This window comes from Pseudomonas sp. GP01-A4, assembly GCF_058780865.1.
Genome location: NZ_JBYSWF010000041.1, coordinates 16,758 through 39,981, shown reverse-complemented (window position 1 = coordinate 39,981; position 23,224 = coordinate 16,758). Strand labels below are relative to the sequence as shown.

The window sequence follows — 23,224 nt, the reverse complement described above, 5'->3', positions numbered from 1 at the left end:
TTCTCAGGGCAGGGGAGTAGAGGTTATCCGGCAGTTCGGTAGGACGTTTCGTTAAACCTCCGGCAAGGTCGAGCCGCCATCCACCACCAGCGTCTGCCCAGTGATATAGCCCGCCAGGTCCGATGCCAGGAACAGCATTGCCCCGGCAATATCCGACGGTGCGCCCAGCCGTCCCAGCGGTACCCGGCTGGCGATCTGTGCATTTACCTGGTCATCCCCCAGGTTGCCCATGGCCGGGGTTGCGATCATGCCGGGCTCCACACCGTTGACTCGCACATTCAAGCCGGCCAGTTCCAGCGCCGCATTGCGAATGAACCCGTTGACCCCGGCCTTCGACGCCGCATAGTGACTCAACCCCGGAAACGCAACCCGCGGCCCCGTGACAGACGACGTAACCAGCACGCAGCCCCGACCCTGACGGCGGAACATCGGCAGCGCCGCCTGGGTCATCCAGAACAACGCCGAGAGGTTGACCGCCAAGGTACGGCCGAGCATCGCCGGAGTGATCTCGGCAAAGGGCGTCAGCGGAAAATACCCGGCGTTATGCACCAGAATATCCAGCCGCCCCCAGTCGTGTTCCACCCCTGCAATCAGCTCGAAATCCGCAGCCGCATCCGCCAGATCCACCGTCACCGCTTCCACCTGGCAGCCGCGCCCGCACAGCTCCAGCGCGAGCGCCTCTGCCAGTTGCAGGTCGGCGATCATCACCCGCGCGCCCCGCAGGGCAAACGCTTCGACGATGGCCCGACCAATACCCTGGGCGCCACCCGTTACCAATACGTTGCGACCAGTGAAATCCAGGTCTTCATTCATGACGCTGCTCCATACGCGCATAGGCCAGCGTCGGCACATCGACGATGCTTGAGCCTCCGTCCGCCACCAGCGTCGCACCCGTAATGATCGACGCGTCACTGGAGGCCAGGAAGCGGCACACCCTGGCGATTTCTTCAGCGCTGGCCGGCCGGCGCAACGGCACATCGGCGCACACCCGGTCATAGGCGTGCTGCAGCGTCTCGCCATGGAAATCCATCAACGGCTGCATTTCCTCATCCGCCATCGGCGTGCGCACCCAGCCGGGGCACACCGCGTTCACCCGCACCCCGCGCGGGCCATAATCTCGGGCCAGCGAGCGATTGAGCCCGAGCAAGGCATGCTTGGCCGTGGTGTAGCCGCACACCTCGGGCCCGGCAGCCAGTGAGGCAATCGAACCCATCAGCACGATGTTCCCGCCACTTTCCAGCAGCAGCGGCAAACACGCCCGCGCACTGTAGAAGGCGCTGTCGAGGTTGCTGCGCAGCGCCGCTTCCCAGGTCTGCGGGCTGGTGTCGGTGGCGCTGCCCACGCCATGGCCGCCCGCACAGGCCAGCAGCACGTCGATCCGCCCATAGTGCTGGCGAATCTGCGTAATAAAACCCTCCCAGGTCTGCGGGCAGGCCGCATCACCCACCAACACCAACCCCCCGGTTTCCCGCGCGACCTGCTCCAGCGGTTCGCGACGACGGCCGATCAGTATCAACTGCGCACCCTCGGCAGCATACAGCCGGGCGCACGCAGCACCGATGCCCGTGCCGGCCCCGGTGATCACAATCGTGCGCGGCTCAGTCATCAGGATGCTCCGTGCGATTGAGCACCTGGCAGTAGGAACTGATGGGAAAGTTCGATAGTTCATCGAAGGAGGCGTCGGCATAGCCAAAGATCTTGCCGTCGCTGCGGTGTTGCTGCAGGTCGATCAGCACCAGGCCGAGGGTGGGGATGATTTTTTCGCGCCAGACGAACAGGTAGAGCTGGTCGGCGATCTTGTAGTAATCGCAGCGGTCGGTGTCGCACAGGCCTTGCTCGACACCCTTGAGGCATTGCCAGGCGTAGAACTGGTGGTTGAGGTAGATGTGCTCGTAGACCTCGCTCGGGCTGTAGCGATACTGGTTGCGCAGGCCGATCAGGTCGGTGGTTGGTGCGTGGGGGCATTGGCCTGGCTGCCACGGGCGGTCGAGATTGCCGTGGAGAAATTCCACTTCCACCGAAGTCAGCGGCTTGCCGGCAAGGGCGCGGCTGTAGAGGCCTTCGCGGGTTTGTTCCTGGGTGGGCATGCGCCCGAGCACAGCGGTGAACGAAGCGCTGGCGGTGTCGAGCACCAGGCTGACCGACCAGGCCTGCGTGCCTTCGCGCTTGATGAAATCCACCAGGTACAGGCCGGGGCGCACCGAGGTCGCACGGTAGGTGGCGCTGCCGCTGGAGTGACCGTCGGCTGCAACCCAGGAGAGGCTGTCGCGCTCGAAACGGTGCTCGATCTGCCAGCCATTGGCGAAGTGCAGGGTGAAGGCCTTGCCGCTCAGGTCGGCCAGGTTCGGCAGGATAAATGCCTCTGGGGCGAAGCCGTCGGCCAGGGCGCCCACGGTGATCCAGTCAGAAGGGGGGGTCATTTGCGATGCTCCGGTTGGGTGGGTGAACACCACGAATCATCGCGCCCGGGAGCAGGCCCTGGTATCAACCGAATGGTTGAGGCGAACTACAGGAACAGGCTGCCCACCAGCTCCGTGCGACTGCTGACGCCGGTCTTGCGAAACAGGTTGATCAGGTGGGTCTTGATGGTGGGCAGGCCGACGTCCAGCTCCTGGGCCAGCTGTTTATTGCTGGCGCCCTGGCGCAACAGCAGGGCGATCTGGCGCTCCTTGGGTGTGAGACCGGCCAATGCATCTTCAGTGGGCTGCATGTTGGCCACCGCCAGTTGCAGCAAGGTTTGCAGGGCGTTCAGTTGGGCCAGTTGCTCGCCGGTGAAAGCGCCCTGGTCGGCGGTGCGCAACAGAGAAATCGCCGCCTGGGGCTGGCCGGCGCGCTGGGCGAAAATCTCCACCACATCGACCACGCCATAGCGCCGCAGAAAATCCCCATAGCGCCGGGTATCCCGCGCCGGCTGGCGGGCCATGGCAAGGCCCAGCGGCACCACCGCCAGGCCACTGGACAGGCAGTTGCGCGGTTGCAACGGGTCGAATTGGCGGTAGTTGTCGAGGTAGTCGCGGTGCATTTCGCCGCTCATGCCGTGCAACTGGAAATCCCGGGCTTGCAGCTGGCGGTCGACGCAATAGAACGCGGCCTGGCTGACCGGAATCAAGCGGGTGAAAGCCTGCAGGCACTGGCCGGCGACTTCGTGGGCGGGGAGAGCGTGCATGGGTGGGCACCTGCGCCAAAAGGCTGCCGACGGGTGCCGGCAGCCGGGGCTATCACACCACGGCGAAGTAGTGTTTGACGAAACTTTCGCTGACCACTTCCCACAGCACCGGGGTGCCCTTGGTCACGAACCAGCTGTCACCGGCCTTGTAGCGGGTGCTCTGGCCGGTGGACTCGTCGGTGAGCACGACCTCGCCGGTGACCACGGTGGCCTGTTCGGCAAACGGGTAGACCATGCGGAACTTGCCCTGGGTGGTGCCGAAATAGGCGCTGCTGACCGGGTCGGTGGGGGCACCGAAGGTCATTTTGCCGAAGGCCCGGACTTCGCCTTCGAGGATGGTCGAGCCGAGGTCGGCGACGGTGCCCCAGGCGTCGAGTTCGGATAGCTGGATGTCTTTCTTGAGGGTAACGAGGGTCATGGCAGTTGCTCCTGATGAGAAAAAATTAGTGACCAACTGTAGGAGCGAGCTTGCTCGCGAAGGTCGTCAACGATGACGTTGGCGTCCTGGATTAACGCGGCGCCCTTGGGTTTTTCGCGAGCAAGCTCGCTCCTACAGGTGTCAGGCGTGGGATTTAGCGGCGGCCGTTCCAGTAACCGGAGAGCTGGTGCCAGGATTTGCCGGCGGTAAGCAGCAGCGGGCGGATCGCGTCCTTGCCGATGATGGTCGGGCGATGGATCGAGCTGACCAGGTCATACCGCGCCGAGCCTTCGCTCATGCCTTCGGCCAGCACCTTGCAGATGATGTGGCTTGGGGTCACGCCGAAGCCCGAATAGCCCTGCACGTAGAACGCGTTGCTGCGCCCGGGCAAGGTGCCGACCTGCGGGAACAGGTTCGGGCTGCAGGCCATCGGGCCGCCCCAGGCCAGGTCGATCTTCACGTCCTTGAGGTACGGGAAAATCTTCAGCATCAGGTTGCGGTTCCAGGCTTTCAAATCGCCGGGAATGTGCTCCACCAAAGGCGTGGCGGCGCCGAACAGCAGGCGGTTTTCGTTGGTGACGCGGTAGTAGTCGATCACCGGGCGAATGTCGCTGTAGGCCCCGCGAATCGGGCTGATACGGTTGATCAGCTCTTCTGGCAACGGCTCGGTCATCATCTGGAACGCGTAGGTGTTGATGGTCGAGCGGTGCAGTTCCGGCTCCAGCTTGTTGAGGAAACTGTCGCAGGCCCACAGCAGCTTGCTGGCCTTGACCGAACCGCGGCCGGTGCGCACGGTGATGCGCTCGCCATAACTGACTTCCAGCGCCGGGCTGTTCTCGAAAATCCGCACGCCGTGGCCGGCCAGGGCCTTGGCTTCGCCCAGCAGCAGGTTCAACGAGTGCACATGCCCGCCGCCCATGTGCAGCAGGGCGCTGCTGTAGGCGTCGGAGCCGATGATCTGCTTGACGTCGGAGCCGCCAAGAAAGCGGATCTCGTGTTGGGTGTTGATGGATTTGAAGTCTTTCTCCCAGGCGCGCAGGGTCTTTTCCTGGCGGGCGTTGAAGCCCATGTAGCCGTAGCCGTGGCAGAAGTCGGCATCGATGTCGTACTTGGCGATGCGGTTCTTGATGATGTCGGCGCCCAGGTCGCTGATCTCGAAGATCTGGCGCAGGCCTTCTTCACCCACGTCCTTCTTGATCTTTTCCAGGTCGTGGCCGATGCCGGCCATGATCTGCCCACCGTTGCGCCCGGTACCGCCAAAACCCAGGTAACGCGCTTCCAGCACGACGATGTTGGTGATGCCTTTTTCGGCGAGCTCCAGGGCGGTGTTGATCCCGGAAAAGCCGCCACCGATGATCACCACGTCGGCTTCCACGTCCTGCTCCAGGGTGGGGAAGCTGAGGTTGTATTTCTTGGTCGCCGTGTAATAGGTCGGCGTTTCGATATTGATCATTGCGCTGCCTGACAGTGAAGAGCTAATGAGTGTATTAAGGCCGTTGGCGCGCTGGATGTCTTGATTCTGTGTGCCGCCGGTTTTGATCCTGCGCGCCAGAGCCTTCGCCGGCTTCACAAGTTATAGCGTGAGGTGGGGAGGAGAGTGTTAGAGTTTCGTTAAAACATTAACTAAATCTATCGTGACCCTGAGCCTATGTTGAAACCCAGACAATCCCTGACCCTGACCTTGCTTCAGGCCCGTGAAGCGGCCATGAGTTTTTTCCGGCCCTCGCTGAATGAGCATGGGCTGACCGAGCAGCAATGGCGGGTTATTCGAATTCTCAGCCAGCATGACGAGCTGGAGATTTACCAACTGGCGGAACTGGCGTGCATTCTCAAGCCGAGCATGACCGGCGTGCTGGTACGCATGGAGGCGGCGGGGATGGTGCACCGGCGCAAGGCCGAGCAGGATCAGCGGCGGGTGCTGGTGACGCTGGCGGAGAAGGGCAAGGCCAGTTTCGAGTCGATGAGCCAGTGCATGGAGGAGAATTACCAGCGGTTGCAGGAGCAGTTCGGGGAGGAGAAGTTGCAGGTGTTGTTGGGGTTGCTGGATGAGTTGAAGACTATCAAGCGCTGACACACCGCCGATCCAAATGTGGGAGCGGGCTTGCTCGCGAATGCGGTGGGTCAGCCAACAAACCTGGCACTGATACACCGCTTTCGCGAGCAAGCCCGCTCCCACATTTTGGATCTTTGTGGTTTCAGAGCGTCAGTACACGCCGCCGGTAGTGGCTGGTGCCGCAGTGTCTTTGAACTTCGCCGCCAACCCCTGCAACCCGCGCATCAACACCGTCGTATCCACCCCTACCGCCACAAACGCCGCCCCCAGCTCGATATACCGCCGCGCCAGTTTCTCATCCGCGCTCAAGATGCCCGCCGCCTTGCCGGCTTTTTGAATCCGTACGATGGCGTCCTCAATCGCCGCCTGCACCTCGGGGTGCCCGGGATTCCCCCGATGCCCCATGGCCGCACTCAAATCCGCCGGCCCGATAAACACCCCATCCACTCCGTCAACCGCCGCAATCGCATCGAGGTTGTCCAGGCCTTCACGGTTCTCGATCTGCACCAGCAGGCACATCTGCGCATCGGCCTCATCCAGGTAACCGGGAATACTGTTCCAGCGCGACGCCCGCGCCAGCGCGCTGCCCACGCCCCGTACACCACCCGGTGGATAACGCATCGCCCGCACCAGCTGCCGTGCCTGGTCAGCCGTCTCCACCATCGGCACCAACAGCGTCTGCACGCCGATATCCAGCACCTGCTTGATCAACGCCGTATCGCCGATCACCGGGCGAATCACCGGTTGGCTGTCATAAGGCGCGACAGCCTGCAGTTGGCCGAGCATGCCGCGCAGGTCATTGGGCGCGTGCTCGCCGTCGATCAGCAGCCAGTCGAACCCGGCATTCGCCGCCAGTTCGGCGCAATAAGCGTCCGCCAAACCGAGCCACAGGCCGATCTGGGTCTCGCCACGTTGCAGGCGTTGCTTGAAGCGGTTGATGGGCATGTCCATGAAACAGTCCTCCAGTATTCAGACAAAGCGGCAGGAGATGGAACCCAGCATGTCGTAGTCGACATGGAAGGTGTCACCCGGATTCGCCGCCACCGGGCGGGTGAAGGAGCCGCCGAGGATGATCTGGCCGGGTTGCAGGGTGACGTCGTACGGCGCCAGTTTGTTCGCCAGCCAGGCCACGCCCTTGGCCGGATGGTTAAGTACCGCAGCCGACACCCCGGACTCTTCGATCACCCCGTTGCGGTACAGCACCGCCGGCACCTTGCGCAGGTCGATCTCGGTGGGGCGCACGGCGCGGCCGCCCATCACCACGCCGGCATTGGCGGCGTTGTCGGAAATGGTGTCGAACACCTTGCGGGTGGCGTTGGTGTGCGGGTCGATCTGCTGGATGCGTGCGTCGATGATTTCCAGCGCCGGGATCACCCATTCAGTGGCATCGAGCACATCGAAAATCGTGCAGTTCGGGCCCTTGAGCGGCTTGCCGAGGATGAACGCCAGTTCCACTTCCACCCTCGGCACGATGAAGCGCTCGAAGGGGATTTCGGTGCCTTCGTCGAAGAACATGTCATCGAGCAGGGCGCCGTAATCCGGCTCGGTGATGTTCGACGACACCTGCATCGCCCGCGACGTCAGGCCGATCTTGTGTCCGACCAGCTTGCGCCCGTCCTTGATTTTCCGGGCCACCCAGGCGCGCTGGATGGCGTAGGCGTCTTCAATCGTGATGTTCGGATGCTCCAGGGAAAACTGGCGCACCTGTTCACGGGAACGCTCGGCCTGGTCGAGGCGGGCGGCGGCTTGCTGAATAAGGGCTTGATCAAGCATGACAAAATCTCTACTGGGGATTGACGATGGCCGCATGGGTGCGCAGCACCAGCAGGCCGCCGAGGGCGATAAGCAGCGCCAGCACGTACAGGGCCAGGCTCGCGCTTTGGGTGGTGTCGCGCATCCAGCCGATCAGGTAGGGCGCGAGGAACGAAGCGATGCTGCCGAACGAGCTGATCAGCGCGATGCCGGCCGCCTGGGTGCTGTTGGACAGGAATGCCGGCGGCAATTGCCAGAACATCGGCAGCGCAGCGCTGGCGCCCATGCCGGCGAGGATCAGGCCACCCAGCACCAGGGTCGGGTTGGTGGGCGAGAGCCCGGCCACCGCAATACCGATGGCCGACATCAGCAACGGCACGCACAGGTGCCAGCGGCGTTCGCGGTTGCGGTCGGACGAGCGCCCGCAGCCGATCATGAAGAAGCACCCGGCCAGATACGGTACGGCGCTCAGCAGGCCGACCTGGCTGTCGCGGCCGATGCCGGCGCCGTGGATCAGGGTGGGCATCCAGAACGCCAGGGTGTTCACCGCCAGCATCACCGCGAAGTACACCGCCACCAGCAGCCACACCTGCGGGTCACGCAGGATGCCGCCGAAGGAGGTGATGGATTTGCGCTGTTCTTCAGTGCTCAGTTGCTCACGCAGTTGTTGCTTTTGCGCGGGCTCCAGCCACTTCACGGTTTCGAAGCTGTCGGGCAGGTATTTCAGGACGACCAGGCCGAGCAGCACCACCGGGGCGCCTTCGATCAGGAACATCCACTGCCAGCCCCGCAGCCCGCCGAAATCATGGAAGTTCTCCAGGATTGCACCGGACAACGGGCCACCAATCACACCGGCCATGGGCACGGCAATCGCAAACAGTGCGGTGACTTGCGCGCGGCGGCGGGCCGGGTACCAGCGGTTGAGGAACACCAGGATCCCCGGGAAGAAGCCGGCTTCGGCCACCCCCAGCAGAAAGCGCAGCACGTAGAAGCCCGTGGAGCTTTCGATCCACAGCATGCTGGTGGAGAGCACGCCCCACACCACCATCAGGCAGGCGATCCAGCGCCGTGGGCCGACCCGGTCCAGGGCCATGTTGCTGGGTACGCCGAACAGCGCGTAGGCGATGAAAAACAGGCCGGCACCGAGGCCATACACCGTGTCGCTGAAGTGCAGGTCGGTGCTCATCTGCATCTTGGCGAAGCCGATGTTGATGCGGTCCAGGTGGGCAAACAGGTAGCAGATCAGCAGCAACGGCATCAGTCGCCAGGTGACGATGCTGTGGGTGCGCTGATGTTCGATCAGGGTGGTGCTGTCGGCGGTATTGGCTGTGCTCATGATGTTGTTCTTTTTTGTTTGAGTGGCCATGGGCGGAAAGGTGGGCTGTGCTCAGCCCGCCTGGTTCTTCAGGAATGCGTGCACGTTGTTCTGCTTGAAATTCAGCTCGGGGTGCAGCTCGATCATCTCGAACGACAACGCCAGCAGCCGCTGGGATTGCAGCTCGGCGAAGTGTTCGGTGATGACCTTGAACAGGGCTTCGGCCACCGCCTTGCGGGTTTCCAGGTCGCGCCCGTGGCCGACCTTGAGGGTCATGTGGACGAAGGCGTAGTCATGCTTGCCGTCGGCCATGCGCCAGGTGTCCAGGCGCACTCCGCGACTGCGGATGCCCCCCAGGGGAAACACGCCGCTGTCCCCCAGCACGGCGTGAACCTGCTCGAACAGGGCCGGCAGGTTGGCCTGCTGCTCGATGTTGTCGGTGTATTCGGCGATGAAGTGCGGCATGTGTATCTCCTCTTGGGGTGAGGTACAGCGAATTCCTTGTAGGAGCTGGCTTGCCTGCGATGGCATCAACTCGGTGCGACAGATACACCGAGGTGCCTGCATCGCAGGCAAGCCAGCTCCCACATTTGATCCTCACCAAGGCTCATAAAGGGAAAATGGCATTGATCTGCCCGGTGCCCGAACTGCCGAACGGCTGGGTGATGATCTCGGCCGGCTGGTTGTAGTCCGGCCCGCCCAGCAGTCCCAGGAGCATCGCGGTGTCGTGCATCTTGCCTTCGCCGAAGCAGTGCTCGGCGTAGTCCGGCAGCATTGCGCAGAACTCCTTGAAGCGGCCTTGCTTCCACATCTCCACCACGTGCAGGTCCATCTGTTTGTCGAATTCACGGGTCCAGTTGTGGATGTTGGCTTCGGCTTCGCGGTCGTCCGAGAAACGGTGGGAGAGGGAGCCCGAGGCCAGCACCAGGACTTTGCGGTCGCTTTTCTCGATCGCCCGGCGCACGGCGGCGCCGAACGCAAAGCTGTCTTCCAGGCGGTGCCAGGCGCACCACGCGGCAATCGAGATCACGTCGAACTTCTGCGCGTCCGGCACGCCCATGTGCATGTAGCGCATCGGCACCAGGGTGCCGTATTCCAGCTCCAGGCTCGGGATGTTGTGGGCCATGGTGCGCACGCCGGCCAGGTTGGCCTCGGCGGCGATCAACTCGCCCAGCTCGGGGCAGCCCGGGTACTCGTACTCCATGTTCTTGATGAAATGCGGCAGCTCGTTGCTGGTGTAGGTGCCCTTGAAATGCTCGCCGCAGTTGACGTGATAGCCGCTGTTGACCAGCCAGTGCACGTCGAACACCACCGCGGTGTCGGCCCCCAGTTCACGGGCGCGCCGCCCGATTTCCTTGTGCCCGGCGATGGCTGCTTCGCGGCAACCGTGGTGCTTGCCGGGCAGTTCCGACAGGTACATCGAGGGGACGTGGCAGATCTTCGCTGCCAGAACCACTTCGCCCATGATCATTCTCCTGAGTATTTATTCTTTTGTAGGAGCGAGCTTGCTCGCGAAAAACGTCAACGATAACGCAGCACTTCTGTTAGCCCGCGGCGCCTGCGGGTTCTTCGCGAGCAAGCTCGCTCCTACAGGTAGCGTTGTTATATCCGGGTTACACACCCCAGCGCGGGATGTGATGACTGCCCATGGAAATGCACACGTTCTTGATCTCGGCAAACACTTCGAAGCTGTACTGGCCGCCTTCACGGCCGGTGCCGGAACCTTTTACCCCACCAAACGGCTGGCGCAAGTCCCGCACGTTCTGGCTGTTGATGAACACCATGCCGGCTTCGATGCCGTAGGCCAGACGATGCGCCTTGCCGATGTCCTGGGTCCAGATATAGGACGCCAGGCCGTACTCGGTATCGTTGGCCAGTTGCAGCGCCTCGGCTTCGTCCTTGAACGGGATCAGGCACACCACCGGGCCAAAGATTTCTTCCTGGGCGATGCGCATGTTGTTGTTCACATCGGCAAACACCGTCGGCTGGATAAACTGCCCACGGCTCAAGTGCGCCGGCAGGTTGGCCGGGCGTTCCAGGCCGCCGGCCAGCAGGGTGGCGCCTTCTTCGAGGCCAATCCTGATGTAGCCGGTGACCTTGTCGTAGTGGGCCTGGGTGATCATCGAGCCGACCTGGGTCTTCGAGTCCTGTGGGTCGCCGACGATCAGGCGTTTGGCGCGGGCGGCAAATTCGGCGACGAACTGCGGGTACACGCTCTCCTGAATGAAGATCCGGCTGCCGGCGGTGCAGCGTTCACCGTTGAGCGAGAAGATGGTGAACAGTGCCGCGTCGAGGGCGCGGTCCAGGTCGGCGTCTTCAAAGATCAGCACCGGCGACTTGCCGCCCAGTTCCATGGAGTACTTTTTCAGCCCGGCGGTCTGCATGATTTTCTTGCCGGTGGCGGTACCGCCGGTGAAGGAAATCGCCCGCACGTCCGGGTGGCGCACTAGCGCATCACCGGCGGTGGCGCCGTAGCCCTGGATCACGTTCAGCACGCCGTTGGGGATCCCGGCTTCGACCGCCAGGCGCCCCAGTTCATTGGCCGTCAGCGGCGAGAGCTCGGACATCTTCAGCACCGCGGTATTGCCCAGCGCCAGGCACGGCGCAGTCTTCCAGGTGGCGGTCATGAACGGCACGTTCCATGGCGACACCAACGCACACACACCCACCGGCTGGTAAAGCGTGTAGTTGAGCATCTGGTCGTCCACCGGGTAACTGTGGCCGTCCATGCGGGTGCAGACTTCGGCGAAGAAATCGAAGTTGTGGGACGCCCGGGGAATCAGCACGTTCCTGGTCTGGTGGATCGGCAGGCCGGTGTCGAGGGTTTCCAGCTCGGCCAGGTGCGGCACGTTCTGTTCGATCAGCTCACCGAGCTTGCGCATCAAGCGGGCACGTTCCTTGGCCGGTGTGCCTGCCCACTTCGGAAAGGCTTCCTTGGCTGCTGCAACGGCCTGCGCCACTTCCTCGGCCCCACCGCTGGCGACTTCACCGATGGCTTCGCCGGTGGCCGGGTTGTAGTTGATGAAGGTGTCTTTGCTCTCGACCTCACGGCCGTTGATCCAGTGTTTGATCATGTTGCTCAAGCCTCTTTACGGGCGGCAAAAAAGTCCGCCTCGCTGACAATTCGATTGACCAGGCGGCCTACGCCTTCCACTTCCACGACCACTTCATCCCCCGGCACCACATCCGCCAGGCCTTCCGGGGTGCCGGTGGCGATCATGTCGCCGGGCTGCAGGGTCATGAAGCTGGACAGGTACTCGATCAAATACGGGATGTCGAAAATCATGTCTTTCGTACTGCCTTCCTGGCGCAGTTCACCGTTGATCCAGGTGCGCAGCTTCAGGTTGCTCGGGTCCGGCACGTCGGCGACATCCACGATCCATGGGCCCACGGGCGTGGTGGCGTCGCGGTTTTTCACCCGCAGGTTGGGGCGGTAGTAGTTTTCCAGGTAGTCGCGGATCGCGTAGTCGTTGCACACCGTGTAGCCGGCCAGATACTCCAGGGCGTTCTCGCGCTTGACGTTGCGCGCCGGCTTGCCGATGACCGCCACCAGTTCGCACTCGTAGTGCATGTAGGCGACGTTGTCCGGGCGCCAGGTCACCTGGTTGTGGCCGGTGTAGGTGCCGGGGGACTTGATGAACGCCAGCGGTTCGGTCGGTGGCTTGAAGGCCAGTTCGGCGGCGTGGTCGGCGTAGTTCAGGCCGAGGGCAAACATGCTGCCGGTGGCCGGTGGCAGCCATTCGACCTGGTCTTCAGCCAGCAGGCGACCGTCGGCCAGGCGCACGGCGTTTTCAGCTTCTACCAGCACCTGGTGGGCTTCACCTTCAAAGCGAATACGGGCGTGTTTCATGACAGCTCCTCTGCCTTGATGTGGTTGACCAGGCGGCCCAGGCCGCTGATCTCGACTTCAACCGTGTCGCCGGGTTGCACATCCACCCGGCCTTCGGGGGTGCCGGTGATCAGCACGTCGCCTTCGTGCAGGGTCATGAACTCGCTGATCTCGGCGATTAACTGCGGCAGGCTGCGCACGAAGTTGGCGGTGGAGTTTTGCTGGCGCAGTTCACCGTTGACGAACAGCTTCACGCTCAATTGATGCGGATTGGCGACCTGGTCGCGGGCCACCAGTTCCGGGCCCAATGCGCAGAAACCGTCCCGGCACTTGGCGTTCACCGCCGGGCGGTAGTAGCTGTCTTCCGGCAGGCTGAACTCATTGACGATGGTGTAGCCCGCCACATGCTCCAGGGCATTTTCGACGCTGACCCGGCTGGCGCTCTTGCCAATCACCACCCCGAGTGCCGGGCCCGGTTGCAGGCGTTCACCCTGTGGGTGCAGCACCACGCCGTCGTGGCCGTTGCGGGTATTGGGCGTCTTGATAAACAGCACCGGCTTCACCGGTGGTTTCTGGTAAGGCGCTTGTTCGAATTCGGCGAGACGTTGGTTCAGCAACCCCTGGTAGTTCAGCGCAACGCCGAACAGGGTGCCGTTCGCAACATCATGCAGGGCACGGCTCATGCTTTTCTCCTGGCAGTGGCGGGGCAGATTCGGACCTGCACCGTGGGAAATTCGTTAACGTGTTAGCGTTATAATTAAGATGTTAACTATCGTCAAGCGTGGCAATATTTCAGGGCAGTCAAAACAACAAAGAGAATGCAGTGATGAGCGATCGTCAGCCGATCCCCAACATCAACATCGGGCAGGTCTACGACCAGCGTTACAGCGATGCCGAGGTGCACTACGACCGGCTCGGCAACCTGGCGGGATTTTTTGGCCGCAACATGCCGGTGCATCGCCATGACCGGTTTTTCCAGGTGCATTACGTCAAGACCGGCGCGGTGCGGGTCTACCTGGACGACCAGCAGTACCTCGAATCCGGGCCGATGTTTTTCCTCACGCCGCCGACGGTGGCGCATTCCTTCGTCACCGAAGCCGACGCCGACGGCCATGTGCTGACCGTGCGCCAGCAACTGGTGTGGGCCTTGATTGACGCCGACCCCAGCCTGGCCCCCGGCGCACAATTGCCGGCGGCCTGCGTGGCGTTGGCGCGGCTGGCACCGGAGTTTCAGCCCGAGGTGCGCCGCCTGGAATTCCTGTTTGATGAGCTGTGCAGCGAGATCAACGCCCAGGCCAGCGGACGCGGTTCGGCCCTGGACAGCCTGACGCGGCTGATCATGATCAGCCTGCTGCGGCTCTGCGCCAATTCCCTGGAAGCCCGCCCTGCACGTCACGAAGACCTGCGGATCTTTCACCGCTTCAACGAACTGATCGAAGACCACTACCTGCAACACTGGCCGCTGTCGCGCTACGCCGACGGTATCGGCGTCACTGAAGCGCGGCTCAACGAGGTGTGCCGACGCATCGCCGACCTGCCGTCCAAGCGCCTGATTCTGGAGCGGCTGATGCAGGAGGCCCGACGCCTGCTGCTGTTCACCGGCAGTTCGGCGAATGAAATCTGCTACCAGTTGGGGTTCAAGGACCCGGCGTATTTCAGCCGGTTCTTCCAGCGCTACGCGCAGATGACGCCGGGGGAATACCGCCAGCGTCAATCGGGGTTGCGTTGAGGTGGCCAGCGTTACCACAGGGCTACGGTGTAGCCGATGATCACCCGGCTTTCGTCGATGTCGCTGGTCAGGCCGTTGCTTGAGCGCAGGGTCGCATTGCGCAGGCGCACGTTGACGTTCTTCAGCGGGCCGCTCTGCACGGTGTAGACCAGGTCGGTGTCGCGCTCCCATTCCCGGCCGTTGCGCACCGTGGCGGTTTGCGCGTGGCTGCCGTCGACGTAGCGGGTCATGAAGGTCAGGCCCGGCAGGCCGAGGGCGGCGAAGTTGTAGTCGTAGCGCGCCTGCCAGGCATCGGTGTTGGCCTTGGTGAAGATATTGATGGTCACCAGGTTGACCGAATACGGATCTTGCCCCGGGAAGGCAAAGTCGCCGTCGCCGGAAAGGTTCTGGAAGCCCAGGCCGAATTTGTGTGCGCCCACCGACAAACTGAACATGCCGTTGAAAAAGCGGTTGTCGATCCGCCCGCCGTCGACCCGCGAAGCGCTGCGCAGCAGGGCGCTGCCTTGCTCGCGGGTGTCGAAGTAGCGCAGGTCGGTGCGCAGGTTCACGCCCTGGGCCAGCGGCAGGTCATGCACCAGGCCGATGAAATTCTGGCGGTAGATGTCCTGCATCTGCGCGTAGTAATAGGTCGCGGCCAGGTGCGGGTTGATCGCGTAGGTGCCGCCGGCAAGGTCCAGGTGGCTGCTGTTGACGCCGCCGTAGCTCATGGACTCGTTGTTGGAGGAGTCCCGCAGGTTCTGCTTTCCCAGGCGGCCGACGTTCAACGTCAGGCCGTCGATGTCCTGGGAGGTCACCAGTTCACCGTTGTAGGTCGACGGCAACAGGCGCGTGTCGTTGTAGGCGGCCACCGGCAACAGCGGTTGCAGGGTGCCGAGCTTGAGCACGGTTTTCGACACGCGCAATTTGGCGGTCAGGCCGAGTTCGCTGTAGCTGTCGGCCGGCTCGCCGCTGGCGCCAGACGGCAACAGCCCGGTGCCCCGGCGGTCGCGGCTGGAGTCGAGCTTCAGGCCCATTTCACCCAGGGCGTCCACGCCAAACCCGACCACGCCTTCGGTGTAGCCCGACTCCATGCGCAGCACAAAACCTTGCGCCCATTCGTCTGCCTTGTTCTGCGGCGCGTTGGCCTGGCGAAAGTCGCGGTTCATGTAGAAATTGCGCAGGTCCAGGCTGGCCTTGCTGTCCTGGATGAAGTCGGCGTGGGCGACCAGAGGGCTAAACGCGGCGCACAGGCCAGCGCTTGCCGCCGTGCGAAAGAGGCACGAATGCATGAGGGGCGTTCCTTTTGTTGTTTTTGTTGGTAGAGCCCGCCACCAGGGCAGGGGCGGGCATATTGTTAACATGTTATCTTTAAGCTGAATAGCTGGATTAACAGGTTTTTATGAATTCGTTTCGAAATTAACGACTTGCTGCGTGCGTCGGGTTGCGCACGCGGAACACCGACTCTAAGCTTCGTCGCTTCGACCTCTATTGCGCGTGAACCATGCCCACCCCCAGACCGTCCCTTACGCTCACCTTGCTCCAGGCCCGCGAAGCGACCATGGCGTTCTTCCGGCCGTTGCTCAATGAACATGACCTGACCGAACAGCAGTGGCGGGTGATCCGCATCCTGCGCCAGCAAGGCGAACTCGAAAGCCACCAACTGGCGCACCTCGCATGCATCCTCAAGCCGAGCATGACCGGCGTACTGGGGCGGCTGGAGCGTGACGGCATCGTGCGCCGGCGCAAATCCGCCGAAGACCAGCGCCGGGTGTTCGTCGCCCTGACCGAACAGGGCCAGCAGTGTTTCGTCGACATGAGCGCCGGGATGGAAAGCAATTACCTGAAGATCCAGGAGCAGTTCGGCGAGGAATCCCTGGAGCAATTGATGGAGCTGCTCCAGAAGCTCAAAGGCATCAAACCGTAATAATCAAAAAATAGTGGCTGAAGCCTGTCCCTTTTTTTCACGTGACTGGTCATTCCAGGTAAGTGAACAAAATCGAGAGCTTCTTCCAATGCCCGCAATACGCCCGTTGCTGAACCTCAGCCTCATGCTGAGCCTGAGTGCCAGCCCGTTGTTCGTTCCCATCAGCTATGCCGAAGACGGTGCGTCCCGGCGCAGCTACCAGGTGCCGGCCGGCAGCCTGAGCGCCGCGCTGACCCGTTTCGCCGGGCTGGCCGGGGTCAACCTCTCGGTGGACCCGGCGCTGGTCAGCGGCCGCAACAGCAGCGGGTTGTCCGGCGAATACGGCGTCGAAGAAGGTTTCGCGCGCCTGCTCCAGGGCTCCGGCCTGCAACTGCAGCCCATGGGCGAGCAGGCCTATAGGCTGACCCCGGTTCCCGAAGGCGGCAGCCTGCAACTGGCGCCCACCTCGATTCTCGGCACCACCGGCGATGCCGGCAGCGAGTCCTTTGCTGGTGGCCAGGTGGCGCGCCGTGGCTCCCAGGGCCTGCTGGGCTCGAAGGACTTCATGGATACCCCGTTCAGCATGACCACCTACACCAGCGCGGCGGTCAAGAACCAACAGGCGCGTACCCTTGGCGACCTGATTGCCAGCGACCCCTCGGTGCGCGCCACCAACCCGGCCGGCGGGCGCTATGAGCAATTCACCATTCGCGGCTTCAGCCTGTTCAACAGTGATGTCGCCTACAACGGCCTCTATGGCGTATTGCCGACCTACACCATCGATATGGAAATGGCCGAGCGCGTCGACATCATCAAAGGCCCCAGCCAGTTGATCAACGGCATCTCGCCACGGGGCAGTGTGGGCGGCGGGATCAACGTGGTGCCCAAGCGTGCCACCGACACACCCATCACCTCGCTCACCGGCAGTTGGGCCTCCGACAGCCAGGCGGGCGGAGCCGTGGATATCGGCCGGCGTTTTGGTGAAGACAATAAATTCGGCCTGCGTTTCAACGGCGTGAAGCAGTCCGGCGACACTGCCTGGGACGACCAGAGTGTCGACCGCGAAATGGCCGTGTTGGGCCTGGATTTTCGCGGTGAACGCCTGCGACTCTCCACCGACATCGGCCGCACCGAGCGCGACACCGACGCCCCCCAGGAACGTGTGCAAGTCGGGCCCAACGCCAGGGTGCCGAGTGCCAACGACGTACGCCACAACTACGCGCAGCCCTGGAGCAAGGCAAGCACCAACGACACCTTCGGCACGGTCAACGGCGAGTTTGATCTCAGCGACAACGTAATGCTCTACGGCGGCGTCGGTGCGCGCAAAAGCAACCATGACTTCCTGCGCCATGCTGTGTCAGTGACCAACAACGCCGGCGATTTCAGCGTGCAGCCCCGCGACTTCACCCGTGATGAAAACGTGCGCACCGCCACGGCGGGCGTGCGCAACTGGTTCCATACCGGCCCGGTGAGCCATGAGGTCAACCTGGCGGCCAGCTACTTCTACATGGACTTCGAAAACGGCGGCGCGCGATATGCGCCGGGTTCGAGCAATATCTACAACCCTGTGGAAACCCCCGCGCCTGGCCGGCCAACGCGATTTGACTCGAAGGTCTACACCGAAAACCGTTTCAGCGGTGTGGCGTTGTCCGACACCCTGGGTTTTTTCGATGACCGGTTGCTGCTGACCCTCGGTGCGCGCTGGCAGCGGGTCAAGGTCGACGACTGGACCGATGACGTCAAAGGCGACACCGCCTACGACGAGGAAAAAATTTCACCGTCCGGCGGCATCCTGTTCAAGGCCACCGACAAGCTCTCGTTGTACGCCAACTACATGGAAGGCCTGAGCCAGGGCAAGGTCGCGCCGTCGGCGTCGGTCAACGATGACGAAATCTTCCCACCGTTCATCAGCCGTCAGGTCGAAGTCGGCGCCAAGTACGACGCCGGTGCGTTCGCGGTGACGGCCGCTGTATTCAGGATCAAGCAGCCGGCCTACGAGACCAACGCCACCACGCTGGTCTTCGGCCCCAATGGCAAGCGCCAGAACGATGGTGTGGAACTCAGCGTGTTCGGCGAGCCGCTCAAGGGTTTCCGCCTGCTGGGCGGGGTGATGTACATCGACAGCGAACTGACCCACACCACCAACGGCACCTACGACGGCAACCGCGCGCCGGCCACGCCCAAGTACAACGTCAACCTGGGCGCGGAGTGGGACGTGCCGACTGTTGAAGGCCTGACCCTGACCAGCCGCGGGATCTATTCCAGCTCGCAGTACCTGGACCAGTCCAACGTCAAGGAAATCGACGCCTGGACGCGGCTTGATGTCGGCGCACGCTACGCCTTCAAGGTCGACGACAAGCACATCACCCTGCGGGCCAATGTCGAGAACGTGGCCAACCGGCGCTACTGGAGTTCGGCCGGTGCCTCGGATGACAGCGAGCCGGGGTTGACCTTGTCGACGCCGCGCACTTACTTGCTGTCGGCCACCGTCGACTTCTGAGGAGCCTGCCATATAGCCTTCTGTACATCGATGGGCTTGGGCAGCAGGCGGTTCTGGTAAAACAGGTCCGCCGTCTCTTGCTGCGCCCCAATGATGTGCTTATCAATCGGCAGGATGGGCGATGGCGGCCGGTTGTCGACGTAACGTGCAATCACCCCGGCCGGCAAACCCATGAAACGGGTCAGCACCTGCAGGCTGTCTTCGCGCTGGCTGCGGGTCAGGGCTTCGGCGGCGCTCAGTTCATCGAGCAGGGCGTGGATGAACGGACCATTGGCCTCGGCGTATGCACGGCGCGCGGTATAGATCGGCCCAGACAGGTTCAAGCCTTCGCCGTTGGCCAGGACGCGGCTCGGGCTTTGGCTCAGGGCCAGTGACGAGTAGGGCTCCCAGATTGCCCAGGCGTCGACACTGCCTTGCTCGAAGGCGGCGCGGGCATCGGCCGGTGGCAGGTAAACCGGCTGGATATCCTTGTAGCTCAGGCCGGCTTTGTTCAAGGCCCGCAGGATCAGGTTGTGGGAGCTGGAGCCTTTCTGGAAGGCGACTTTCTTGCCCTTGAGGTCGGCGATGCCGTGCAGTGGGCTGTCGGCCTGCACCAGGATGGTTTCTGCTGTCGGCTTGGGCGGTTCAGCGCCGATGTAGACGAGGTCGGCGCCCGCCGCCTGGGCGAACAATGGCGGGATATCACCGGTGGACGCCACGTCCAGCGCGCCCACATTCAAGGCCTCGAGCATCTGCGGGCCAGCGGGGAATTCGATCCATTGCACCTTGGTCTGGTCGAAGCGTTTTTCCAGCAGGCCATGTTCCTTGGCGAGTACCAGGGCGATCGAGCCTTTCTGGTAGCCGATCCTCAGGGTGGCCGGCTCGGCGGCCATTGCGGTTTGAGTCAGGGCAAACAGCGCAAACAACAGTGCAGGAATTCTCATGCCGGTTTCTCCGCAAAGCGATTGGCCGGTCGCGCCAATCCAAGGTTTTCACGCAGGGTGGTGCCGGCGTATTCGGTGCGGAACAGGCCACGCCGTTGCAGTTCCGGCACCACCCCTTGGGCGAAATCTTCCAGCCCGCCCGGCAGGTGCGGCACCAGCACATTGAAGCCATCGGCGGCGCCATTCTCGAACCAGTGCTGCAGTTCATCGGCGATCTGCGCGGGTGTGCCGATCAGGCTGTAGTGCCCACGGCCACCGGCGATGCGCCGGCCCAGTTGCGCCAGGCTCAACTGTTCGCGGCCCGCCAGTTCGGTCAGCAGTTGCTGGCGGCTGCGCTGGCCGCTGTCGGTCAATGGCAGGTCCGGCAGCGGGCCGTCCAGCGGGTAGCCGGACAAGTCGAAGTTACCCAGCATGCGCCCCAGTAACGCGACGCCAACCTGCGGTTCGACCAACTGCTGGAAGGCCTCGAATTTGTCCCGGGCTTCAGTTTCTGTCTGCCCGACCACCACAAACACCCCCGGCATGATCTTCAGCGCATCCGGCTCCCGCCCGTATCGAGCCAGGCGACCCTTGAGGTCGGCATAGAACGCCTGGGCATTGGCCAATGATGTCTGGGCGGTGAACACCACTTCGGCAGTTTGTGCCGCCAATTCGCGGCCTGCCTCGGACGAACCCGCCTGGACAATCACCGGCTGACCCTGGGGCGAGCGCGCCACGTTCAGCGGGCCCTTCACACGAAAGTGTTCGCCGACATGCCCGAGTACATGCAGTTTCGCCGGGTCGTAGTAGCTGCCACTCGCCTTGTCGCGCACAAAGGCATCGTCTTCCCAACTGTCCCACAGCCCCGTCACCACTTGGTGAAATTCCCGGGCACGGCTGTAGCGTTCGCCGTGGCCGAGGTGCTCGTCGCGGCCAAAATTCTGTGCTTCGGCGGCGTTGTCCGAGGTCACCAGGTTCCAGCCGGCGCGCCCGCCGGACAGATGATCCAGTGAGGCGAACTTGCGCGCCACATGGTACGGCTCGTTGTAGCTGGTGGTGGCCGTGGCGATCAGGCCGATGTGTTCGGTCACCACGCTCAATGCCGACAGCAGCGTCAGTGGCTCGAAGTGATCCGAGCGCGCCATGCGGCTGGCAATTTCGCCGGTGGCGGCGGCAATGCTGTCGGCCACGAACAGCGCGTCGAATTTCGCCGCTTCGGCAATTTGCGCCAGGCGTTTGTAGTGGGCGAAATCCAGCCCGGCATTGGCCGGTACATCGGGGTGACGCCAGGCGGCGACGTGGTGCCCGGTGGCCATCAGGAAAGCGCCGAGTTTCAGTTCACGGGGCATGCTCAAAAATCCTTGCGCAGTTGCACGCCGAAGTAACGTTCATCGTCACGGGGTACGGCGCGGTAGATGTAGCTGCCGCCACTGGCCAGCAGCGGTGAATAGGACTTGTCGGTGAGGTTCTTCGCCAGCAGGGCCACGCGCCAGCCGTTGCTGTAGTCGGCCAGGGCGACGCTGGCGTTCCAGATGCCGTAGGCGCCTTGCTTGGTGTCGACGTTCTGGCTGATGTCGTACTGCACTTCGCTCTGCCAGCTGTAGTCGGTACCCAGTTCGATATCCAGGCCGTTATCCAGCGGGATGCTGTAGTCGGCGCGCACGTAGCTTTTCCAGTCCGGGCTGAAGGGCAGCGGCTTGCCGTTGACGTTGCAGGACGCCGCCGCGCCAGGCGGGCAGGCGAACTCATCGATGCGGGCCCGGGTGTAGGCCAGCGCGCCGGAGAGCTTCAGTTGTTGGGTGGCCTGCAGTGCGTAGTCGAGTTCGACGCCTTCGGTGCTGACGCTGCCGGCGTTGATCAAGCGCGTCACCACTTGCCCGGCGACGGTGTCGAAGAAGTTCGCCTGGTAGTTGTCGTAGTCGCTGTGGAAGATCGCCAGGTTGGTGGTCAGGCGATTGTTCCAGCTGGTGGCCTTGATCCCGACTTCCCAGGTGTTGGAGGTTTCCGGTTTCAGCGCGTCGGTGTCCCGTGGCTGCATGTTGAAGAACACGTTGTAGGCCGGGCCCTTGTAGCCGCGCGAGTAGGTCAGGTAGCTGGTGACGGTGTCGCTCAGGTCGTATTGCACCCCCAGCCGGCCGGACCAGCCGTCTTCGTCCACCGAGCCGGAACTGCTGGTGGCCGGTTGAATGCCGCTGACAGTGGTGGCCGAAGTGGAGACACGGCGGTGATCGTATTCCAGGTCGTCGTGGGTGTAGCGCAGGCCGGCGATGCCACGAAAGGCCGAGGTGAAATTCAGCGTGGTCTCGCCGAACACCGCGTAGCTGTCGCTGGTGGTGCCGTAGTCGGCGATGCCGCGGTCGGTGCGTGTGGTGGTGGTCAGGGTGCGCTGGTAGGTTTCCTGGTCCTTGCCGTGCATGTAGAACAGGCCGCCGACGTATTCGAGGAATTCGCCTTTGGGCGAGGCCAGGCGCAGCTCCTGGGAGTATTGGTCGAACGCCAGTTGGCCTTTGTCGGCGGTGCCGGGGAAAGCGGCGGTCACGGTGCCCAGGCGGTCGCCGTCCTGGTACTGGGTGTTGTCCCAGCCGCGCCAGGCAGTGATCGAGGTCAGGGTGTAGTCGCCGAGGTTCCAGTCCAGTTGGGCAGACAGGCCTTTGTTGGTGTCCTCCACGTGGCTGCGGGTGTCGGTGTTGATGTCGCGGTTGTCGCTGGTCCCGCGCACCGGGTTCAGCGCGTTGGCGAACGCCGGGGTCAGGGATTTGCTCACCACGCCATTTGGCGCATCGTCGTGGGACTGCATGTAGTCGGCAATCAGGGTCAGTTTCACGTCGTCGTTGGGGGTGAACTCCAGTTTGCCGCGCACGCCCTGATGGTTGTAGCCGTTCACTTCCTGGCCGTTGTGCTTGTTGTCGACGTTACCGTCGTAGCTGCCGAACAGCCCGCTGATGGAGCCCTTCAGCGTACCGGGAATCAGGCTGCCGCCCAGGCCGAAGCGGGTGCGGCTTTCATTGCCGCTGAAGTAGGACTGGTCGATATAGCCGTGGGTCTCGGCCGTCGGCGCCTTGCTGGTGATATTCAGCACGCCGGCCGAGGCGTTCTTGCCGAACAGTGTGCCCTGGGGCCCGCGCAGCACTTCGACACGATCCAGGTCGAGCAGGTCCAGGGTAGCCTGGCCGGGGCGGGCGTACACCACGCCGTCAATCACCGTCGCCACCGTGGGTTCAACCCCGGGCGAGGTGGATATCGTGCCCACTCCGCGTACGAACAACGAGGTGTCCTTGTTCGACGCGCCGGTACGGAAATTCAGCGAGGGTACCTGCTGGACGATGCTCGCCACGCCGTTGCGATTGTCACGCTCCAGTTGTTCGCCATCGAGCACCGAAACTGCTACCGGGACTTTTTGCAGCGACTCTTCGCGGCGGGTGGCAGTGACCGTGACCGGCTTGAGGGTGGGTTCCTGGTCGTCGGCGGCGAATGCAGCGGGAACGGGCAGGGCGGCGAGCCCCGCCAGTAGCCAACCCAGGTGGGCGCGGCGCCCGGTGGCGGCGCGTATGGATTGCGAAAGTTTTTGAGGTTGCCCCGAATGTGTGTGCATGCTCTGACCGCTCGAAAAATGCCCTGAACCGCTGCCGTTCTGCGACGACAGCGCCGTTGAATCCGTCTTGGGCATTCGCTCGAGCG

Annotated in this window: 22 protein-coding genes; 4 read left to right on the top strand and 18 right to left on the bottom strand. The window is 63.0% G+C overall.

What is annotated here, in order from left to right; genetic code table 11:
- Positions 1–51: 51 nt before the first annotated feature.
- From AC3WKX_RS21770 to AC3WKX_RS21745, 6 genes are all read right to left on the bottom strand, one after another.
- Positions 52–813, bottom strand: a complete 762-nt coding sequence (locus AC3WKX_RS21770) for an SDR family oxidoreductase (RefSeq protein ID WP_102605816.1) — start codon at positions 811–813, stop codon at positions 52–54.
- Positions 806–1,606: an SDR family NAD(P)-dependent oxidoreductase gene (locus AC3WKX_RS21765; RefSeq protein ID WP_102605817.1), complete on the bottom strand. Its 801-nt coding sequence runs from the start codon at positions 1,604–1,606 to the stop codon at positions 806–808. Before AC3WKX_RS21765 ends, AC3WKX_RS21770 begins: the two co-directional genes overlap by 8 nt.
- The gene (locus AC3WKX_RS21760; protein ID WP_102605818.1) at positions 1,599–2,420 is read right to left on the bottom strand and encodes a molybdenum cofactor biosynthesis F family protein; all 822 of its coding nucleotides are present in this window, start codon (positions 2,418–2,420) and stop codon (positions 1,599–1,601) included. The genes AC3WKX_RS21765 and AC3WKX_RS21760 overlap by 8 nt, the downstream gene beginning before the upstream one ends.
- Before the next feature lie 86 nt (positions 2,421–2,506).
- Entirely contained in the window at positions 2,507–3,166 is a 660-nt protein-coding gene (locus AC3WKX_RS21755; RefSeq protein ID WP_102605819.1) for a helix-turn-helix transcriptional regulator, read from the bottom strand.
- 52 nt (positions 3,167–3,218) lie between these two features.
- Positions 3,219–3,584, bottom strand: coding sequence for a cupin domain-containing protein (locus tag AC3WKX_RS21750; RefSeq protein WP_003209872.1), 366 nt, complete (start codon positions 3,582–3,584; stop codon positions 3,219–3,221).
- 154 nt (positions 3,585–3,738) lie between these two features.
- Positions 3,739–5,037: an NAD(P)/FAD-dependent oxidoreductase gene (locus AC3WKX_RS21745; protein WP_102605820.1), complete on the bottom strand. Its 1,299-nt coding sequence runs from the start codon at positions 5,035–5,037 to the stop codon at positions 3,739–3,741.
- Between the two features lie 195 nt (positions 5,038–5,232).
- On the opposite strand from AC3WKX_RS21745, the gene hpaR (AC3WKX_RS21740) reads away from it, so the two are divergent.
- On the top strand, positions 5,233–5,655 hold the full coding sequence (hpaR, locus tag AC3WKX_RS21740; RefSeq protein ID WP_003209875.1) for a homoprotocatechuate degradation operon regulator HpaR: 423 nt from the start codon (positions 5,233–5,235) through the stop codon (positions 5,653–5,655).
- A 132-nt stretch (positions 5,656–5,787) separates the two neighbouring features.
- Here the strand turns inward: hpaR (AC3WKX_RS21740) and hpaI are convergent, their stop codons facing one another.
- The 8 genes from hpaI to AC3WKX_RS21700 all read right to left on the bottom strand — a co-directional run bounded on the left by hpaI (position 5,788) and on the right by AC3WKX_RS21700 (position 13,216).
- Positions 5,788–6,588: a 4-hydroxy-2-oxoheptanedioate aldolase gene (gene hpaI / locus AC3WKX_RS21735; RefSeq protein ID WP_102605821.1), complete on the bottom strand. Its 801-nt coding sequence runs from the start codon at positions 6,586–6,588 to the stop codon at positions 5,788–5,790.
- 18 nt (positions 6,589–6,606) lie between these two features.
- The gene (gene hpaH / locus AC3WKX_RS21730) at positions 6,607–7,410 is read right to left on the bottom strand and encodes a 2-oxo-hept-4-ene-1,7-dioate hydratase (RefSeq protein ID WP_102605822.1); all 804 of its coding nucleotides are present in this window, start codon (positions 7,408–7,410) and stop codon (positions 6,607–6,609) included.
- A 10-nt stretch (positions 7,411–7,420) separates the two neighbouring features.
- On the bottom strand, positions 7,421–8,725 hold the full coding sequence (locus AC3WKX_RS21725; protein WP_008437183.1) for an MFS transporter: 1,305 nt from the start codon (positions 8,723–8,725) through the stop codon (positions 7,421–7,423).
- A 51-nt stretch (positions 8,726–8,776) separates the two neighbouring features.
- Positions 8,777–9,169, bottom strand: coding sequence for a tautomerase family protein (locus tag AC3WKX_RS21720; RefSeq protein ID WP_087694947.1), 393 nt, complete (start codon positions 9,167–9,169; stop codon positions 8,777–8,779).
- A 142-nt stretch (positions 9,170–9,311) separates the two neighbouring features.
- On the bottom strand, positions 9,312–10,169 hold the full coding sequence (gene hpaD / locus AC3WKX_RS21715; protein WP_003209884.1) for a 3,4-dihydroxyphenylacetate 2,3-dioxygenase: 858 nt from the start codon (positions 10,167–10,169) through the stop codon (positions 9,312–9,314).
- Between the two features lie 148 nt (positions 10,170–10,317).
- Positions 10,318–11,778 carry a 5-carboxymethyl-2-hydroxymuconate semialdehyde dehydrogenase gene (gene hpaE / locus AC3WKX_RS21710; protein ID WP_102605824.1) on the bottom strand — a complete coding sequence of 487 codons (1,461 nt, stop codon included), beginning with the start codon at positions 11,776–11,778 and terminating at the stop codon, positions 10,318–10,320.
- A gap of 5 nt (positions 11,779–11,783) precedes the next feature.
- Positions 11,784–12,554 carry a fumarylacetoacetate hydrolase family protein gene (locus tag AC3WKX_RS21705; RefSeq protein WP_003209888.1) on the bottom strand — a complete coding sequence of 257 codons (771 nt, stop codon included), beginning with the start codon at positions 12,552–12,554 and terminating at the stop codon, positions 11,784–11,786.
- Positions 12,551–13,216 (bottom strand): fumarylacetoacetate hydrolase family protein, encoded by a 666-nt coding sequence (locus AC3WKX_RS21700; RefSeq protein WP_102605825.1) that lies wholly within the window; start codon positions 13,214–13,216, stop codon positions 12,551–12,553. Before AC3WKX_RS21700 ends, AC3WKX_RS21705 begins: the two co-directional genes overlap by 4 nt.
- 143 nt (positions 13,217–13,359) lie before the next feature.
- On the opposite strand from AC3WKX_RS21700, the gene hpaA reads away from it, so the two are divergent.
- Positions 13,360–14,262, top strand: a complete 903-nt coding sequence (gene hpaA / locus AC3WKX_RS21695; protein ID WP_003209891.1) for a 4-hydroxyphenylacetate catabolism regulatory protein HpaA — start codon at positions 13,360–13,362, stop codon at positions 14,260–14,262.
- An 11-nt stretch (positions 14,263–14,273) separates the two neighbouring features.
- On the opposite strand, the gene AC3WKX_RS21690 is transcribed toward hpaA, so the two are convergent.
- On the bottom strand, positions 14,274–15,530 hold the full coding sequence (locus tag AC3WKX_RS21690) for an OprD family porin (protein ID WP_102605826.1): 1,257 nt from the start codon (positions 15,528–15,530) through the stop codon (positions 14,274–14,276).
- Positions 15,531–15,742: 212 nt separating this feature from the next.
- Between AC3WKX_RS21690 and hpaR (AC3WKX_RS21685) the strand changes: the two genes are divergently transcribed.
- Together hpaR (AC3WKX_RS21685) and AC3WKX_RS21680 are read left to right on the top strand one after the other, a co-directional pair.
- Positions 15,743–16,165 (top strand): homoprotocatechuate degradation operon regulator HpaR, encoded by a 423-nt coding sequence (gene hpaR, locus AC3WKX_RS21685; protein ID WP_008437189.1) that lies wholly within the window; start codon positions 15,743–15,745, stop codon positions 16,163–16,165.
- A gap of 88 nt (positions 16,166–16,253) precedes the next feature.
- Complete coding sequence (locus AC3WKX_RS21680) at positions 16,254–18,644, top strand: TonB-dependent receptor (RefSeq protein WP_102605827.1); 2,391 nt, start codon at positions 16,254–16,256, stop codon at positions 18,642–18,644.
- On the opposite strand, the gene AC3WKX_RS21675 is transcribed toward AC3WKX_RS21680, so the two are convergent.
- From AC3WKX_RS21675 to AC3WKX_RS21665, 3 genes are read right to left on the bottom strand one after another with little or no spacing between them, the layout of a single operon-like run.
- Positions 18,614–19,567, bottom strand: a complete 954-nt coding sequence (locus tag AC3WKX_RS21675) for a sulfonate ABC transporter substrate-binding protein (RefSeq protein WP_102605828.1) — start codon at positions 19,565–19,567, stop codon at positions 18,614–18,616. The two genes, AC3WKX_RS21680 and AC3WKX_RS21675, sit on opposite strands and share 31 nt — an antisense overlap.
- Positions 19,564–20,895, bottom strand: a complete 1,332-nt coding sequence (locus tag AC3WKX_RS21670; RefSeq protein ID WP_102605829.1) for an LLM class flavin-dependent oxidoreductase — start codon at positions 20,893–20,895, stop codon at positions 19,564–19,566. Before AC3WKX_RS21670 ends, AC3WKX_RS21675 begins: the two co-directional genes overlap by 4 nt.
- Positions 20,896–20,897: 2 nt before the next feature.
- A complete protein-coding gene (locus AC3WKX_RS21665; protein WP_102605830.1) occupies positions 20,898–23,138 on the bottom strand; it encodes a TonB-dependent receptor in 2,241 nt (746 codons plus the stop codon).
- Positions 23,139–23,224 lie beyond the last annotated feature (86 nt).